The sequence below is a fragment of the Vreelandella sp. GE22 genome (genome assembly GCF_968212445.1).
Window position 1 is genome coordinate 2259059 of sequence record NZ_OZ309110.1, and the last position, 17311, is coordinate 2276369.

A 17311-nucleotide genomic window follows, 5' to 3' on the forward strand; every position below is an offset into this window, starting at 1 on the left:
CTGGCGAGTGCTTATACATCGATACCGAAATAGTCACGCGCGTTGTTGAAGCAGATGTTGGTCACGAGCTGGCCAAGACAGGCTTCGTCATTGGGCAACTGCCCCTCTTCGGCCCAGCGCCCCAGCATACGGCACAGAAGGCGCCGGAAGTATTCATGGCGCGTGTAGGAAAGAAAGCTGCGCGAATCGGTCAGCATCCCCACGAAACGGCTCAACAGCCCGAGCTGGGAGAGCTGGGTCATCTGCCGCTCCATACCATCGAGCTGGTCGTTGAACCACCAGCCGGAGCCGAACTGCACCTTGCCGACAATGCCGTTGCCCTGGAAATTACCGGCGGTCGTGGCCAGCACTTCGTTGAAGATGGGGTTGACGCAGTAAAGGATGGTACGCGGCAGCCGGTCGTCGCTATCCAGCGCGTTCAAGAGCTGATTGAGCGGCGCGGCAATGGGTCGGTCGTCCATGGAGTCGAAGCCGGCATCGGCGCCTACTTCACGCCAACCGCGGCTGCTGTTGTTGCGCAGTGGCCCCATATGATACTGCTGCGCCCAACCCCGGCGGTGATATTCGCGCCCCAAAAAGATCAGCACGGCGGTCATGAACTGCGCCTGCTCCTGCTCATCGGGAAGCGTGCCTTCCAGGCGGCGTTTGAGGATGGCGTTTAGCTCGGCCTCCGTGGCGGTGGCATACGCCACGCGCTCCAGGCCGTGGTCGGAAATCTTGCAGCCGTGCTCGGCAAAATGGTCCATACGCTTTTCGAGCGCGCTATAGAGCGAGGCCATATCGCGTATCTCGATGTCCGCGGCGCGACCCAGCTTTTCCAGGTACGCCGGGTAGTCGTCGGCGGCGGGCTTGAAAGCCCGGTCGGGCCTAAAGCTTGGCAATACCTTGATGCCAAAGCTCGAATCGGCGGCAATTTGCGCGTGATGGCTCAGGTCATCGGCCGGGTCGTCGGTGGTGCCGACCATCCGCACGTTCATCTGTTCGAGGATACCGCGGGCGGAAAATTCGGGCTTGGCTAAAAGCGCATTGCTCTCGTTCCAGATCGCATCGGCGGTCGACGGGGACAAGAGCTTATCGGTGATGCCAAAGGGGCGCTTGAGTTCCAGATGCGTCCAGTGGAAAAGCGGATTGCCCAGGGTATAGGGAACCGTGTCGGCCCAGGCCTGAAATTTCTCGTAATCGCTGGCATCGCCTGTGCAAAAACGCTCATCCACGCCGTTCCAGCGCATGGCGCGCCACTTATAGTGGTCCCCTTTTAGCCAGATCTCGGTCAGGTTCTCGAAGCGGCGGTCCTGAGCGATATCCTGGGGGGAAAGATGGCAGTGGTAATCGAATATGGGTTGTGCGCTTGCGTAGCCGTGATACAGACGCTTTGCCATCTCACTATCGAGAAGAAAATCCTCACCGAGAAATGCTGCCATGAAGGCCTCCGTTGCAATCGTTGCGCCCGGGGGTAGAAAAACCACGAAACGGGCCACCCATAAAAATTGGTTAGGCCAAAGAGTCGGCGCGAGCGCTTGGAATGTCAACCTTTGCCCCACCAACTGCGACCAAAGGCTTATTTAACAAAACTATTGGTTAGTCCAATTTAGCAACCTGCTTTTATTGGCCCAATGACCAACACCTACAAGCACTCTTTCAAGCCGGCTTTTCAGGAGATAGGGCAACATGCACAAAGGCGTTATTTCAGTCTTGTCGAGCGCGCTGATCGCGCTGTCGGGCTGCTCGATGCCCTCAGAGGTTTCGTCGGACGTTACCCAACTGAGGCTCGCCCACAACATGAGCGAGACCCACCCTGTTCACCAGTCGCTTGCCTATTTTGCCGAGCGAGTGCGTGAGAAAAGCGGCGGAGAGCTTGTATTCCAGCTCTATCCCAATGGTCAGCTGGGCTCCGAGCGCGAGGTCATCGAGCTGGTGCAAACCGGCGCCGTCGATGTTACGAAAGTGAGCGCCACCGCGCTCGAAAGCTTCTCTGACGTTTATTCGCTGTTTAGCGTGCCCTACCTCTTCGCCGATCCGGATCATTACTACCGCACCATGGATAGCGAGATCGCCACCGATATCTACCAGCAAACCTCGGACAACGGCTTCTTCGGCCTGACCTATTACGACTCCGGCGTCCGCAACGTCTATACCATCGACACGCCAGTGCGTACCCCGGCGGACATGCGTGGTTTGAAACTGCGGGTTCAACCCAGCCAAACCGCGCTGGAAATGACCCGACTAATGGGCGGCGCGCCCACGCCCATGGCTTACGGCGAAGTGTATACCGCCCTTCAGCAAGGCGTGATCGATGGCACCGAGAACAACGAAACGGCGCTGACCTCTTCCAATCACGGTGAGGTGGCCAAGGAGTACTCGTACACCGCCCACGCCATCGTTCCGGATCTGCTGATTTTCAGCCAGCACCGCTGGCAGAGCTTTACACCGCAGCAACAAGAGTGGCTGAGAGACGCCGCGATCGAATCCACCGCCTTTCATAAAGAGCTTTGGGCCAGAGAGATCGAGCAGGCCGTCACTAAGGCACAGGAGATGGGCGTGAACTTCCACCACGACGTGGATGTAGAGGCGTTTCGCGAGTCGGTAGCGCCCATGCACGAAAGAGTGCTGGAAAACCCCGTGCTGGCGCCACTTTACGAGCGCATACAAGAACTAACGGAGTCTTGAGGCCATGATAAACACGATCAATCGCGGGCTTTGTAAGCTCATCACGGTGCTTACGTCGGTCATGCTAGCGGTCATGGTGCTGGTGGCATTATGGCAGGTAGTGAGCCGCTATTTGCTCAACGACCCCAGCACGTTCTCCCAGGAATTTCTGCGCTACTCGCTCATCTGGATCACCATGATCGGCGGCGCGCTCGCCTTTCATACCAAAAAGCACATCGCGGTGGAGATGGTGGTCAACCGCTTCTCTGCGCAGCGCCAGAAAATGATTCGTTACCTCGTACTCGTACTGCTGATCCTGTTCTCTACCCTCGTCATGATTTATGGCGGTATCTGGCTCGTTTCCTTGACCATGTCTCAGCAGACCGTCTCGCTGGGTATACCGATGGGCTATATCTACCTTTCGCTACCTATTTCGGGTGTGCTGATCCTGTGGTTTTGCATTGTAGAACTCATCAATGGTAGCCCCGGTACCCCCGCCGATTTCGATCAAACCCTGGACGTTTAATAAACAATAAGGCATTCGCGCCATGACGATCATTGCAGGTTTTAGTCTACTTATATCTTTCTTCGTTTTTCTATTCATTGGCGTGCCGATTGCCATCAGCATGGCCGGTGCCTCTATCGTGACGATGCTGCTGATCGCCCCGTTCGATGTCGCCGTGTTCACCTCGGCGCAGAAGATGGTGACCGGTATCGACAGCTTCACGCTGCTGGCGGTCCCGTTCTTTTTGCTGACGGGCATCATCATGAACCAGGGCGGTATTGCGCTGCGCCTGGTCAACGTGGCGAAACTCTTTACCGGGCGTCTACCGGGTTCGCTTGCGCACACCAACATCGTGGGTAACATGCTGTTTGGCTCGCTCGCCGGCTCTTCGGTGGCGTCGGCCGCGGCGATCGGCAAGGTCATGCATCCGCTGCAGGAAAAGGAAGGCTACGACCGTAAGTTCTCTGCCGCCGTGAATATCGCCTCGGCACCGACCGGGTTGATCATTCCGCCCACGGGACTTTTCATCATTTACTCGCTGGTCAGCGGCGGGACCTCGGTCGCCGCGCTGTTTTTGGCGGGCTATATCCCGGGCATCCTCTGGGGGCTGGCGACCATGGCAGTGGCGTTTATCATCGCCCGGCAAAAAGGCTACACCTCGCCGTCCAAAGTGCCCTTTAGCGCGGCGCTAAAAGTGGTTTGGGATGCGATTCCGAGCCTTTTTTTAATCGTCATCATCATCGGCGGTATCATCGGCGGCATATTTACCGCAACCGAGGCCTCGGCGGTGGCCGTACTGTATGCGTTGCTGCTCTCGTTTGCCTATCGCAGCTTATCGATCAAGCAACTGCCCGGCATTTTCAAAGAGACGGCCGAGCTTACCGTCGTCATCATGTTTTTGATCGGCACGTCTGCCATGCTGGCTCTGGTCATGGCGTTTACCGGTATACCCGCGGCCATCAGTGCGGGCATCCTGGCGCTTACCGACAACCCCATTCTGATTCTCATCCTGATTAACATCATTTTGCTGTTGATCGGTACCTTCATGGACGTCACGCCGGCCGTTTTGATCTTCACGCCCATCTTCTTGCCGGTGGTGTCGGAGTTCGGCATGAGCCCCGTACACTTTGGTGTCGTGCTCATCGTCAACCTGTGTATCGGTAATATCACCCCGCCCGGCGGCAGTGCGCTGTACGTGGGTAGTACGGTAGCCAAAGTCAAAATGGAAGAAGTCATCAAGCCGCTTCTGCCTTTCTATGCGGCGGTCATCGCGGTTCTCATGCTGATCACGTTCCTGCCGTTCATCAGCGAATGGCTTCCGCGCCTGGCCGGCCTAATGTAATTTTCAAGGATTGACCTGGATGAATATTCAAGAGCGCTATCGTTTTCACCTGGCGAAGACCGAGCAAAACCACCTCACGTTTGCATCCAAGGACGAAGACGTGAAAGCTCACCTCTTCGTTCTCGAGGAGGGCATCTTTCGCGTGCTCTTTGAAAAACGCGAAGGGCTCCAGGTCGATAAGACCTGGAGCATCGCGCCCGGTCAGGATGACCTTCCTCACCAGGGGCGAGACCGCTTCAGCACCGAGCACTTTAGCCTGCCCGATTTTGATTTTTCCGAAGACGCGCAATGTTTTACCGTCCAGACTGGCCAGCTCAAAGCGGTCATTCAAAAGGAAGGTTTTCGGATCGACTGGCACCATGGCGCCCAGGGACAGTGGTCGCTCTTTGCCCAAGACCGGCAAACCCAGGCGTATAACTTCGCCGGGGAGCTTGGCACGCAAATCAAGCACTACCTGAAACGCGACATTCAGGAGCAGTATTTCGGCCTGGGCGAGCGCACCGGCCAGCTCGATCACCATCATCGCCGCTATCGTAATATCACCATCGATGCGATGGGTTACGATGCCGAGCACTCCGACCCGCTATACAAACACATCCCGTTTTACATCACGCGCCAGCCGGATCAAGGCTTCGCCTACGGGCTCTTTTACGACAACCTGGCGCCGGGTTATTTCGACATGGGCCGGGAGCTGGATAACTATCACGGCCTGTACCGCTACTTCGAGGCCGACGCCGGCGACCTGGATTACTACATGATTGCCGGCCCCCAGGTGCGCGACGTCGTGACCGCCTACACCTGGATGACCGGCAATACGGCCCTGCCGCCCAAATGGAGCATCGGCTATTCGGGCTCGACCATGAGCTACACCGATGCCCCCAACGCCCAGGAGCGGGTGTGGGAGTTCATCGAGCAGTGTGAACGACACGATATTCTTTGCGATTCGTTCCAGCTCTCGTCGGGCTATACGTCGATCGAAAGCAAGCGCTACGTTTTCAACTGGAACACGCAGAAATTCCCGGATGCAAAAAAGCTTTCCGCTGACTTCAAGCGCAAAGGCATTCGTCTGGCCGCCAATATCAAACCGGCGCTCCTCACAGACCACCCGCAGTACGAAAAACTCGAATCGCTGGGTTATTTTCTAAAAAATGATCACGGCAAAACCGAGCTTGCCCAGTTTTGGGACGGCGGCGGCGCGCATATCGATTTCACCCATGAAGGCGCCTTTGGCTGGTGGAAAGACGAAGTGACCCGGCAGTTACTCGAGTACGGTATCGAGACGACCTGGAACGATAACAACGAGTACGAGATCTGGAACAGCACCGCTCGGGCCGATGGTTTCGGTGCCGGGTTGGCTTTTACGAGTATCCGTGCCCTCTTTCCGCTGTTGATGATGAAGGCGTCCTTCGAGGCGCAGGCGGAGTACGCCCCTCAAAAACGTCCTTTTTTGATCTCGCGCTCCGGTGCGCCGGGTATGCACCGTTACGTGCAGACCTGGACCGGCGACAACCGTACCGAGTGGAAAACCATCAAGTTCAATAACAAAACCGGTATCGGGTTGAGCCTTTCCGGCGTTTATAATTTCGGCCACGATGTCGGCGGCTTCGCCGGCCCCAAACCGGATCAGGAACTGTTTATCCGCTGGGTGCAAAACGGCATTTTCCACCCCCGCTTTACCATTCACTCCTGGAACGAAGACGCTACCGTCAACGAACCGTGGATGTATGAAGAGGCTATCGCCCCGATTCGTGAGCTCATCAAGCTGCGCTCACGCCTAACACCTTACTGGTACAGCGCGTTTTATAAAGCCCACGTGCATCATGAGCCCATTCTCAAGCCGACCTTTTTCGATTTCGAAGCGGATACGCGCACCTGGCAGGAGAACGACGACTTCTTAGTGGGTGAGTCGCTGCTCGTGGCGAGCGTCGTCGAGCCCGGCGTTTCTACTCGTGATGTCTACGCCCCGCAGCATCCGGGCGGCTGGTTCGATTTTTATACCGGCAAGCCGGTCGCTGGCGGCGCTCACGCCACCCTCGATGCGCCTTACCATCAAACGCCGCTGCTCGTTAAAGCGGGTGCGATCATCCCCACCAACGAAGCGCCCCGCACTTTTGCCAACAAGGACGAAGATCAGCGCGGGTTTTTGCTCTTCCCGGCGCAACAAGCCGATACCTCGTCGCGCTACACCCTATTCGAGGATGACGGTGAAACGGGGCAATGGCGCACCGCCCACGCCCTGGTCGAGCTTCAAATGACGACCAGCGAAGACGCCATCCACGTGACCACGAAGGTCATCTCAAACGGCTATACCCTGCCCTATGAGACGGCAACCTTCATAATGGCCACGGGGGATACCCGTACGCTTTATATCAACGGCGACGAGCAGCCCGCCGGGCAAAAGGTAATCGTTTCGCTTTAAGGCGTAACGCCCGCTTGAAAAGAGAGGCGAGGAGGCTGCCCTCGCTTCTCTTCTCGCGTTTTCCCCTGAACGCTTAGAGAAGAGCACGACGAACCGCCCAAGGCCCCCCTAACCCGAAACGCCTGTTTCGCTCTGGAACGCTAAAATGCAACTACCTACTGCACAACGCCTCTATCAGAAAACGGGCTTACAGCTAAAAGAGCGCATTTTGTCCGGCCGCTACGTTGTAGGCGAGCGCCTCCCCGCCGAGCGCGACCTCGCCGAGGAACTGGGCGTTAGCCGCACGGTCGTGCGCGAAGCACTGATCATGCTCGAACTTCAAGCTCTGGTGGAAGTGCGTAAGGGCTCGGGTATCTACGTGCTCGACCCGCCTAAAGAGCCCGTGCCCAACGGCGCCGATGACGAAGAGAATGCGCTGAGCGCTGGCCCCTTCGAAATGCTCCAGGCCCGCCAGCTCATCGAAAGCCAGATTGCCGCGTTTGCGGCCACGCTCATCACCAAAAGCGATACCCAAAAGCTAATGGAGATCAGCAAGCAGGCGCGGGGCGAGGACCGCTACCAGGATTCGGAATGGGACAAGCGCTTCCACCTGCAAATTGCCGAATCGACCCAGAATGCCGTGTTGGTCTATCTGGTCGAAAAGCTTTGGTATCAGCGCGATAAAAACCTGCTGTGGCAAAAGCTTCACGACAGAATCGATAACCGTCAGTCGTTGGATAGCTGGTGCGATGACCACGATGTCATCTTGAAAGCGCTTATACGCCGCGATGCGGATGCCGCGCACCAGGCCATGTGGCAGCACCTGGAAAACACCAAGGAGATGCTTTTCAAGGCCAGCACGCTGGAAGAAGAGGACGAACTCGACTACTACCTATTTGCTGGCAAGCTGACACTCAAGGGGTAGCGCCGCAAAAGACCGGGCGCTTTCCCGTCAGGTTCGTGCTTTCCCCTTTTTAATGACCACGGCCCACTTGAATGGGGCACTGCTAGTCGAGCAACATATCGGGCAAGAACAGCACGATGTCCGGGAAGAATATGATCCCCGTCACGACCGCGAACACCGCCAGCACATAGGGCAATAGCTCTCGGCTATAGTCGTAAAAAGAGCACCGCAAAATACCGCACACGGTATACATCGAGATGCCGACCGGCGGCGTCATACCCCCAAAGGTGACCAGCGTCATCATCAAAAGCCCGAAATGAACCGGGTCTACCCCCGCCGCCTTGATCACGGGCACCAAAATCGGCGTCAGCAGCATCACGACGACGGTGGCTTCCAGCAGCATCCCCATGAACACCAACAACAGTGCCAGCACGAACAGCAACGCCGTTTGGCTGGTGAACACGCCCAGCGTCAGTTCCGCGATCGTCTGAGGAACGCGCTCGAAGGAGACTACGTAGCCAATGATGCCGGCGAACATGATGATCAGCATGACCATACCGATGTCTCTAACGCTTGCGCGCATGGCAGCGAGCAGTTCCTTGACGCCCATTTGCCGATGAATCACGAAGCCGATGAACAGCGCATAGGCGACGGCGAAAGCGCCCGCCTCGGAAGGCGTGAACAACCCATAACGAATACCTACCAATAGCCAAACGGGAAACAGAATGGCCCAGATACTCTCGAGCATCGCTTTCAGCACTTCTCTGCCCGTGGGCAGGCTATCTCTCACCGGCTGATAGCCGCGATGCTTGGCCATGATGTAAGTGGTCACCATGAAGGCCACCATCAATAGAAAACCCGGCACCAGACCGGCGATGAACAACCGCCCGATGGAGACCTCGCCCAGATAGCCATAAAGGATCAGGCCGATACTGGGCGGGATCGTCGCGGTAATGAGGCCACCTATCGAGAGCACTGCGCCGGAAAAGCCGGGGGAGTACCCGTTTTTGATCATGCTTTTACCCAGAACCCGCGACTGCATGGCGGCATCTGCCACGGCGGAACCCGAAACACCGCCCATCAGGGTGCTCAGCACGATACTGGCCTGGGCCAAACCGCCGCTCATCCACCCCGCCAAAAGCGTTGAAAGATGAACCAGCCGAGGTGTAATACCGCTGGCATTCATCAAGTGCCCGATAAAGATAAACAGCGGAACCGCCAGCAGCGGAAACGACTGGGTCGATGAGACGATCCGCTGCACGGCGATGCTGGTCGGCAAGAACGTATCCGGCAACAAAAAATACGAAAAGCCTGCGATACCAATCGCAAAGGCGACCGGCATGCCAATCGCCATGAGCAGTAGCCCAAGGCCCAACAGTAGACCGGCCGTCATAGCGTCTCCTCCACCGCGTCGTCGTCGTCGGGCATCAGGCTCTTAATGACCCCCGTCGCCTTTATACGTCGAAGTAGCGTGATCACCATCAATACAGCGCCAACGGGCAAGGCCAAAGTGATATAGCCATAGCTAAGCCCGGCAACGCCCATGGGCCGTTGCCAGTTCGAAGCAGCCAAAAAGAAGCCGTACCAGGCAAGCAGCATGAGAAACCCCAGCATCATGGCCAGACACAAGCTGGTAATGAGAAGCTGGAGTTTGGCGGGCAGGCGAACGATCAGAGCATCTATGCGTACCTGACCTCCGTGGCGCAGCGTGATATCCGCGCCCAGTACCGCGGTCCAAATGAACAGAAACTGGGCGAGTTCGGCCCCACCGGCAAAGGGTTGGCCGATCGCTCTGGCGCTCGAGCTCACCAGCATCGTAAGCGATGTGCCGCCAAGCAGCGCCATCGCCAGCCACTCTTCGCTCTTATCGTACCAGTGCCACATACAGTATCCTTCCCACCCAGGGCATGCAGAAAAACCCGATCCAGCCTTCGACAAAACAAGGCGCCCTTGCCTTAAAAAGACAAGGGCGCGGGGCGGTTATTGACCGAGTAGCTGATCGCGATACTCGTCGTAGCCCAACTCCTCGTAAACACTGTCCACCCTTTCACGAAACAGTTCTCGATCGATTTCGGTGAACGTGACGCCTTCGGCCTCCATACGCTCTTGTACCGCAGCCTGCGCTTCGGCAATGGCAGTACTGGCCTCGTCACCTGCTTTCAAAAGCTCTTCATCGAGGATAGTGCGCAGCTCTTCGGGCAGGGATTGATACCACTGGTCGGACGTAGCGATACCGGTCATCAAATGGATATGGTTGGTCATCGCGATATGAGTGATGACTTCGTGCAGGTTTTGCCCCTCTGCCGCGGTAAGCTGCGCCTCGGCGCCGTCGATCGACCCCAGTTGCAAAGCGGAATAGACCTCCGACCAGGGAAGCGGTGTTGGCGTCGCCCCCATCGCCTCGATCGTCTTGACCCAGACCGGCGAGTTGATCGTGCGTACGCGCACGCCGCTCAAGTCTTCCGGTGTATTGACCTCGTTTTGGGTCAACATTTGGCGCGAGCCTTGAAACCAGTTGTAGTTGAGAAGCCGAAGACCACTCTGGTCGGCAAGCCCTTCTACCCAGTCGTTATAAAGCGGCGAGGACGTGATTTGGGCGTAGTCCTGCGGGTCCTCGACCAGATAAGGAGCGCTCAAGATCCCAAGCTCGGGCTGGTATTCCGACAAGCGCCCGGCATCGATCAAAATCGCGATATTGGCACCGCTTCGGATCTGCTCGACGACGTCTTCGTCCGAGCCAAGCTGGCTGTTGGGGAAAATCTGGATCGTAAGCTCCCCGTCGGAGCGCTCTTCGATGGCTGCTTTCGCTTCATCCAGCGCTTGAGCAATGGGGTCTTGCGGGCTTAGCGCAATCGAGAGATTGAGCTGGTGTTCGGCATAGGCCGAGCTGCTGGCTAATACCAGCGCGACAGGAAGTACGTTTTTCAGTTTCATTATTAGCTCCTTAACACGTTACTTGTTGTTGATGTTGTATTATTAAGCCGTAGAGATGAGCTCTAAGGCTCTGCTGGCTCCGTCACGCAAGGCTTCAGGCCAAACTTCGCGTTACCGGAGCAACTGCCTCTTCAAACATTTCAGGAAAGCGGTATTCGAGTTCGGGTAACGACTGGAGTATTTCACGCTGATGACGCCCCATGGCGTCGACCGCGCTCGACTCATCGGCATCCGCGATGGCATCCACGATGGCTTGATGCTGCTCGGCGAGCTTTTCGATCGGCGTGGTGTCCGCAATACTCAGATACCGCACGCGATCCAACTGTGCTTTCGCGTTTTCGATGACGTTCCAGGCCATGACCTGTCCGGTGGCAAGCGCCAGCGTGCGATGAAACACCTCATCCAAAATAAAAAAGCGGTCGTGATCTTGCCTTTCGATACAGCTTTTTTGCCGCGCGATCAGCTCATTGAGCTCCATCAAACTGGCCGAAGAGAGCCCTTTCTGGGCCGCTTCGACGGCAACGGCCACCTCTACCGCTTCGCGAATGAAGCGCGCCTCCAGCACCGCGCGCCGGGAAATCCTGACGACGAAGGTGCCCCGCTGCGGGCGAACCTCGACCAGCCCTGCTTCCGAAAGGCGGATAAACGCCTCGCGCACCGGCTGGCGACTAACCGAAAAAGCGTCGGCGACCTCTTTCTCCGATAGCGCCTTACCCGGCGCCAGCACCATTTGAATGATGGAGTGGCGCAAAACATGGTAAAGGCGCTGGCGGACCGATTCGGTCTCCGATGTGTCCCGCCACAAGGTTTGTAGCGTGGTACTCATATCGCTCATTGAAAGCTGCCTGATGGAAGTAGTGAAGCGCTTAACTGATATAACTAGTATGGTAGGATGGCAAAAAACGGCCTTCCTGCCTTCTATACTTTGGTAGCGCTTCTAAAAAGAAGTCATCAGCATAATAGCTAAGCCATTGAATCAATAGGCCATTTATAGTTTTAACGGTTTATTAAATCATCGATCCGACAAGCTCGAATGGAATGCGCGTCGCCCCCTCATAAAGATCGGCCCGGGCGCGACCAATCGCACCCGGGCCTGAGTCGACTGCGCCCTGAGACTAGTTACTCCCCATCAGCAAATTGGGTAGCCAAAGCGAAATGGCCGGCACGTAGGTCACCAGCAGCAGCACCGCCAGATTACACAGCAAGAAAGGCACGATGGCGCGGGCCACGGACAGCATGGGTATCTTGCCGATACCCGCCACTACGAACAGGCACACCCCGACCGGCGGCGTGGTCAGGCCGATCATCAGGTTGAGCACCGCGATCACGGCAAAGTGGACCGGGTCGACGCCGACACCGGTGGCCACCCCGACCAGCGCCGGGAACAAAATGATCAGCGCGGCAATGGTTTCCATGAAGGCGCCGACGAACAGCAGGATCAGGTTGAGAATCAGCAGCACGATCAGCGGGTTCTCGCTGATGGAGAGGATCAGCGTGGCAACCATCTGGGGAATCTGTTCGCTGGTCAGGATCCAGCCAAACAGATTAGCAAGCCCTACCATTAGCAAAAGCGCCGAGGAGGTCAGCACGGTGTCGACCAGAATCGACGGGAGCTTACGCCAAGTCAGCCCCTTGTAGACGTACATACCGACCACCAGGGCATAGACGCAGGCCACGATCGAGGCCTCGGTCGGGGTGAAGAAGCCACCGATGATGCCGTAGAGAATGATCACGGTCATCAGAAGCGCCCAGAAGGCGGTTCTGGCTTCGCGCAGAAGCTGCATGACCGGAACGCGCTTCTCCTTCGGGTAGCCCCGCCGAACGGCCAGGATGTACACCGTTACCATCATGGCAAGGCCCATCAAAAGCCCCGGAATGGCGCCGGCTAGAAACATTCGACCCACGGAAATCCCGCTCAATGAGCCGGCGATGATCATGGGCACACTCGGCGGAATGATCGGCCCGACCGTGGAGGACGCCGCGGTGACGGCGGCGGCGAAAGGTTTGTCGTAGCCCGAGCGCGCCATACCAGGAATCATCACCGAGCCGATACTCGCCGAGTCCGCCACGGCGGTGCCGGAGATGCCGCCAAAGATCATCGAGCCGCCCACGTTGGCAAGACCCAACCCGCCACGAATATGGCCAAGCAACGCATTCGCAAAACGCACGATGTGTTCGGTGATGTTGCCCACGTTCATCAGGTTACCGGCCAGCACGAAGCCTGGAATACACAGCAGCACGAAGGTATCGATACCTGCGAACATACGCTGGGGCACGATGGTCAGCGAAATGCCTTCCATCAGCAGATAGGACATCGAGGCGATGCCCAGCGCAAAGGCGATCGGCATGCCCACCACCAGCAGTACCAGAAAAACGCTAAACAAAATGATGACTTCCATGCTTACGACTCCCGTTCGCGAGCGGCAGAGGGACGACACACCGCCATCACTCCCTCGACGCAGCCCAGCGCGCTATAAAGCAGCACCAGCGCAAAAGTCACTACCGTCGAGAAGAAGATATACAACATGGGGATGCGAAGCGTGGGGGATGTTTGCCAGGTACCGTTTTGGGCATACTGCCAAGCGTAGGGCAGCACCATGAAAGCAAATACGCCGATGATCAAACAGATCAGCGCCTGACACGCGGCTCGAGCGCGTAGCCCGAGCATATGATGGAACAGCTCGACGCTGATATTGCGGTTTTGGCGCAGCACCACGCCCGCCGAGAGCGCCACCATGTAGATGAACAAGTAACGCGAAAGCTCTTCGGTCCAGGATATGGAGACCGGCAGAAACAGCCGCGAAGCCACTTGAAGCAGGACCGTGGCGGCAATGGCAATAAGCGCCAGCACGGCAAGCGTGAGAAAACACGTATCTACCCAGCCCATCAGGCGCCCGATAGGCCCCTTGAACTTGGGTACCGTCGACATCGAATCCAGACTCTCTAGCGCCTCTTGCTCGAGCGCATTTTGATCCGAGCTCATAATCGTATCCTCGAGGGGCAAACCACTCTTGCAGATAGAAAACGGGCTGGCGTAGCCGCCAGCCCATTCTCGTTACCAACCGCTTTACAGGTCTTGAATGGCGTCGAACAGTTCACGCTGCTCGTCCGTCAAGGCATCGATGACCGCCGGGCGCGCTTTTTCGGCAAAGGCGTCCACGTCCACTTCGATGAATTCCATGCCCCGCTCTTGAAGCGCCTGCTCCAGACGCGTCTGGTCTTCATCGAAGAGCTCGGACTCGAAGGACTGCATGGTGCTGGCGGCATCGCGAACGACCTGCTGCAGGTCATCGGGCATGTTTTCCAGCTGGTTACGGCCAATTACCACGTAGATCCAGCTCCGCACGTGGCCGGTCATGTTCACGTAGTCCTGAACTTCGTTGAAGCTGGCGCTCTCGATCAGGCTAAGCGGGTTTTCCTGGCCTTCCAGGGTATTCTGCTGAAGTGCGGTGAATACCTCGCTGAATGCCATGGGCGTGGGGCGTGCACCCAGCGCCTCCCAGGTGTCGACGAAAAGCGGCACGTTGGGGACACGTAAACGTAGGCCGTCCAGGTCCTCCGGCGTGCGGATCGGCCGGTTGGAGGTCAGCTCCCGCGCGCCACGCTCGAACCAGGCAAGCGGCACCAGGTTGGTACGTTCGGTGATCTGTTCTTCGATCTCGCTGCCGATCTCGCCGCTCACCGCCGCGTGCAGGTGTTCGGAGTCGCGGAAAGCGTAGGGCACGGCCATCATGGCGGCTTTCGGGGCCCAGTTCTGCAGGCTCTCACCGGTAATGGTCATATCCGCGGTGCCTAGCTGGATGCTATTGATGACATCCATTTCATTACCCAACTGCTCGCTGGGATAAAGGCGTACTTCGATGCGGCCGTCGGAGTTGGCTTCGACCTCTTCCTTGAATTTCTCCGCGGCCTGGTGCCAGATGTTCTGTTCATTGGCCAGGTGACCAAAGCGTAGCGTGTAATCCGCCGCCAGCGCCGACTGCGCGCTGAGCAGAACCGTTCCGAGTACTGCGCTGGTTAGTAGCTTTTTGATCATTTTTATCACTCCTGCACTTCTGCGTTGTAAATTGTTAGCGCCTAATTATTATGAAACGGCGTGGCGAGTTGGCGTAGATCGTTAATGTAGATCGTTGGCAACGATAAAAGCTTGCACTCCTTTCAGCCCCCGATTCGAATCAGCACCTTGCGAGCTTCTTCCGGGCGGTGATCGAGCATGTCGATGGCATCGGGCATCTCGCCCAGCGGCAGTCGATGGCTCACCAGCGCCAGCGGGTCGAGCTTGCCGCTTGCCATGAGCGCAAGCACCTCCGGGAACTTGCGATTATTGAGCCGCGAGCCCACTAAAGTCAGCTCTTTTTTGATGACCTCGAGCTGGATGAGATCGCTTGGCTGAACGCTGAAGCCGAGCAAGCCGATACGCCCGGCAGGGGACGCCAAGCGCAACATCTGGGGCAGTAGCGCCGGTACGCAGGCGGCATCGGCAATCAGCGGCACGCCCTCACCCTGGGTCAGCGCCAGAATCTCTTTTTCGACGTCCTGGGTATGGCTGTTGAGCACGTGGGTCGCGCCAAGCTCCTTGGCTGCGTCCAAGCGCTCGTCGATCACATCGGTCACGATGATTTCGTCGATGCCCATGGCCCGCGCCATCTGCAGGATGGTCATGCCGATCATGCCCGCACCCAGAATCAGAAGCTGGTCGCCGCGGTGCGGCTGCATGCGGTCCAGCACGTTGGCGGCAATGGTATAGGGCTCGACCAACGCGGCGGCGTCCAGGCCGATATGCTCGGGTACCTTGTGTACGTTGGCGGCCGGCACGGCCACGAACTCCTCGAAACCGCCATTGCGGTGCACGCCGATCACTTCCAGCGCGCTGCATACGTTGGGGCGGTTGATACGGCACGGATAGCAGGTGCCGCAGCTAATCACCGGGTCGACGCAGACGCGTTCGCCGGCGGCGATATCCGCAACGCCCTCACCGGTGCTCTCCACCACCCCGGCAAACTCGTGGCCGGTAATACGCGGAAAGCGCACGAAGGCGTTATCGCCGTGGATGATGTGCATGTCGGAGCCGCAAATACCGGCAAACGCGACGCGCACCAGCACCTCACCCGCGGCGGGTGTCGGGACATCGACATCGTCGACTTGGTAGTCGTGGGGTGCATTGACCTGAAATGCTTTCATGAGCAGAACTCCTTACCAGTGCCAGAGGGTGCCGTCTTCAAGGCGGTTGACCGGAAGGCTGGCACGCTTGTAGGGATACTGTTTGGCAAGTTCCTCGTCGATATCGACGCCGTGCCCCGGTTTTTCACCCACGATGAAATGGCCATCCTCGAAGCGATAATCGTGGGGGAAGACCTCGTCGGTGGTGTGGGTGTGTGGCATGTACTCCTGAATACCGAAGTTGGGCACCCAGGTATCGAAGTGGATCGCCGCGCCCAAGCACACCGGCGAGAGATCCGTCGGCCCGTGGAACCCGGTACGCACGTGGTAAAGCCCCGCCAGGTCCGCCAGCCGGCGCATGTGGGTGATACCGCCGGCGTGGGTGAGCGTGGCGCGAATATAGTCGATCCACTGATTCTCGATCAGCGCCTTGGCATCGAACAGGCTATTGAACACCTCCCCCACGGCAAGCGGTGTGGTGGTGTGTTGACGAACCAGACCGAAACTCTCCTGATTTTCCGCCGGTACACAGTCCTCGAGCCAGAACAAATGATAAGGCTCCACTTCCTTGCCAAGCCGGGCCGCTTCGATGGGCGTCAGGCGGTGGTGAACATCGTGCAGGATATGCAGGTCATCACCAAAGCGCTCGCGCACGGCGGCAAACAGCTTGGGCACGTGGTTCAAATATTTGGAGGTATTCCAAACGTGCTCGGCGGGCAGGTCGGCGTCGGCGGGCTCGTAGGGCTCGCCATCCTTTTTCGCCACGCCGTAGATGCTCGCAATACCCGGCACGCCGGCCTGAACGCGCACCGCCTTGTAGCCCTGGTCCACGTGGCGGGCAACCTCTTTTAAACACGCATCGATATCGCGCCCGGTCGCATGGCCGTAGACCATCACGCGCTCGCGGCTTTTACCGCCCAGCATCTGGTAAAGCGGCATACCGGCAAGCTTTGATTTGATATCCCAAAGCGCCATATCCACCGCGCCGATCGCGCTCATGGTGACCGGCCCACGCCGCCAGTAGGCGCCGCGATACAGGTAGTGCCAGATATCCTCGATGCGTTGCGGGTCCCGGCCAATCAGTGCCGGTATCACGTGTTCATCGAGGTAGGCAACCACCGCCATTTCGCGGCCATTGAGCGTGGCATCCCCGATACCGTAGGTGCCTTCATCGGTGACGATTTTCAGGGTAACGAAGTTACGCCCCGGCGAGGTGACAATGGTATAAGCGTGTTCGATTTTCATGAAGTTGCCTCCTCAATGAGGGATACCGTTTCCCGAGTATCGAACATCTCGGAAAATCGCTTTGTTATATGGTGAAAATTAGCCACAGCCCTTGATCCAATGATGGCTGAACGCGGGAAAGCGAGCTGTCTTTGCAAGGCGTGAAGCCGTTAACTGATAGAACTAGTATGGTAGTAT

The 17311-nt window shown here is 57.6% G+C and carries 15 protein-coding genes; 5 read left to right on the forward strand and 10 right to left on the reverse strand.

Features of this window, described 5'->3' with window-relative positions; translation table 11 throughout:
* Positions 1–11: 11 nt before the first annotated feature.
* Complete coding sequence (gene uxaC, locus ACWHRL_RS10825; RefSeq protein ID WP_447893652.1) at positions 12–1421, reverse strand: glucuronate isomerase; 1410 nt, start codon at positions 1419–1421, stop codon at positions 12–14.
* A gap of 247 nt (positions 1422–1668) precedes the next feature.
* Between uxaC and ACWHRL_RS10830 the strand changes: the two genes are divergently transcribed.
* From ACWHRL_RS10830 to ACWHRL_RS10850, 5 genes are all read left to right on the forward strand, one after another.
* Positions 1669–2667 (forward strand): TRAP transporter substrate-binding protein, encoded by a 999-nt coding sequence (locus ACWHRL_RS10830; RefSeq protein WP_447893653.1) that lies wholly within the window; start codon positions 1669–1671, stop codon positions 2665–2667.
* Positions 2668–2671: 4 nt separating this feature from the next.
* A complete protein-coding gene (locus ACWHRL_RS10835; RefSeq protein ID WP_447893654.1) occupies positions 2672–3172 on the forward strand; it encodes a TRAP transporter small permease in 501 nt (166 codons plus the stop codon).
* A gap of 22 nt (positions 3173–3194) precedes the next feature.
* Positions 3195–4493: a TRAP transporter large permease gene (locus ACWHRL_RS10840; RefSeq protein WP_447893655.1), complete on the forward strand. Its 1299-nt coding sequence runs from the start codon at positions 3195–3197 to the stop codon at positions 4491–4493.
* Between the two features lie 19 nt (positions 4494–4512).
* On the forward strand, positions 4513–6912 hold the full coding sequence (locus tag ACWHRL_RS10845; protein WP_447893656.1) for a TIM-barrel domain-containing protein: 2400 nt from the start codon (positions 4513–4515) through the stop codon (positions 6910–6912).
* Positions 6913–7057: 145 nt separating this feature from the next.
* On the forward strand, positions 7058–7816 hold the full coding sequence (locus tag ACWHRL_RS10850; RefSeq protein WP_447893657.1) for a GntR family transcriptional regulator: 759 nt from the start codon (positions 7058–7060) through the stop codon (positions 7814–7816).
* Between the two features lie 82 nt (positions 7817–7898).
* On the opposite strand, the gene ACWHRL_RS10855 is transcribed toward ACWHRL_RS10850, so the two are convergent.
* The 9 genes from ACWHRL_RS10855 to manD all read right to left on the reverse strand — a co-directional run bounded on the left by ACWHRL_RS10855 (position 7899) and on the right by manD (position 17134).
* Positions 7899–9188 (reverse strand): TRAP transporter large permease, encoded by a 1290-nt coding sequence (locus ACWHRL_RS10855; RefSeq protein WP_447893658.1) that lies wholly within the window; start codon positions 9186–9188, stop codon positions 7899–7901.
* Positions 9185–9679, reverse strand: a complete 495-nt coding sequence (locus ACWHRL_RS10860; RefSeq protein WP_447893659.1) for a TRAP transporter small permease — start codon at positions 9677–9679, stop codon at positions 9185–9187. Before ACWHRL_RS10860 ends, ACWHRL_RS10855 begins: the two co-directional genes overlap by 4 nt.
* 96 nt (positions 9680–9775) lie before the next feature.
* Positions 9776–10729, reverse strand: a complete 954-nt coding sequence (locus tag ACWHRL_RS10865) for a C4-dicarboxylate TRAP transporter substrate-binding protein (protein ID WP_447893660.1) — start codon at positions 10727–10729, stop codon at positions 9776–9778.
* A gap of 94 nt (positions 10730–10823) precedes the next feature.
* Positions 10824–11564: a GntR family transcriptional regulator gene (locus ACWHRL_RS10870; protein WP_447893661.1), complete on the reverse strand. Its 741-nt coding sequence runs from the start codon at positions 11562–11564 to the stop codon at positions 10824–10826.
* A gap of 280 nt (positions 11565–11844) precedes the next feature.
* Positions 11845–13128: a TRAP transporter large permease gene (locus ACWHRL_RS10875; protein ID WP_447529149.1), complete on the reverse strand. Its 1284-nt coding sequence runs from the start codon at positions 13126–13128 to the stop codon at positions 11845–11847.
* A gap of 2 nt (positions 13129–13130) precedes the next feature.
* Positions 13131–13712 (reverse strand): TRAP transporter small permease, encoded by a 582-nt coding sequence (locus ACWHRL_RS10880; protein ID WP_447893662.1) that lies wholly within the window; start codon positions 13710–13712, stop codon positions 13131–13133.
* 84 nt (positions 13713–13796) lie between these two features.
* A complete protein-coding gene (locus ACWHRL_RS10885; protein WP_447893663.1) occupies positions 13797–14765 on the reverse strand; it encodes a TRAP transporter substrate-binding protein in 969 nt (322 codons plus the stop codon).
* 122 nt (positions 14766–14887) lie between these two features.
* Entirely contained in the window at positions 14888–15910 is a 1023-nt protein-coding gene (locus tag ACWHRL_RS10890) for a Zn-dependent oxidoreductase (protein WP_447893664.1), read from the reverse strand.
* A 12-nt stretch (positions 15911–15922) separates the two neighbouring features.
* Positions 15923–17134, reverse strand: a complete 1212-nt coding sequence (gene manD, locus ACWHRL_RS10895; RefSeq protein WP_447893665.1) for a D-mannonate dehydratase ManD — start codon at positions 17132–17134, stop codon at positions 15923–15925.
* Between the last annotated feature and the right edge of the window lie 177 nt (positions 17135–17311).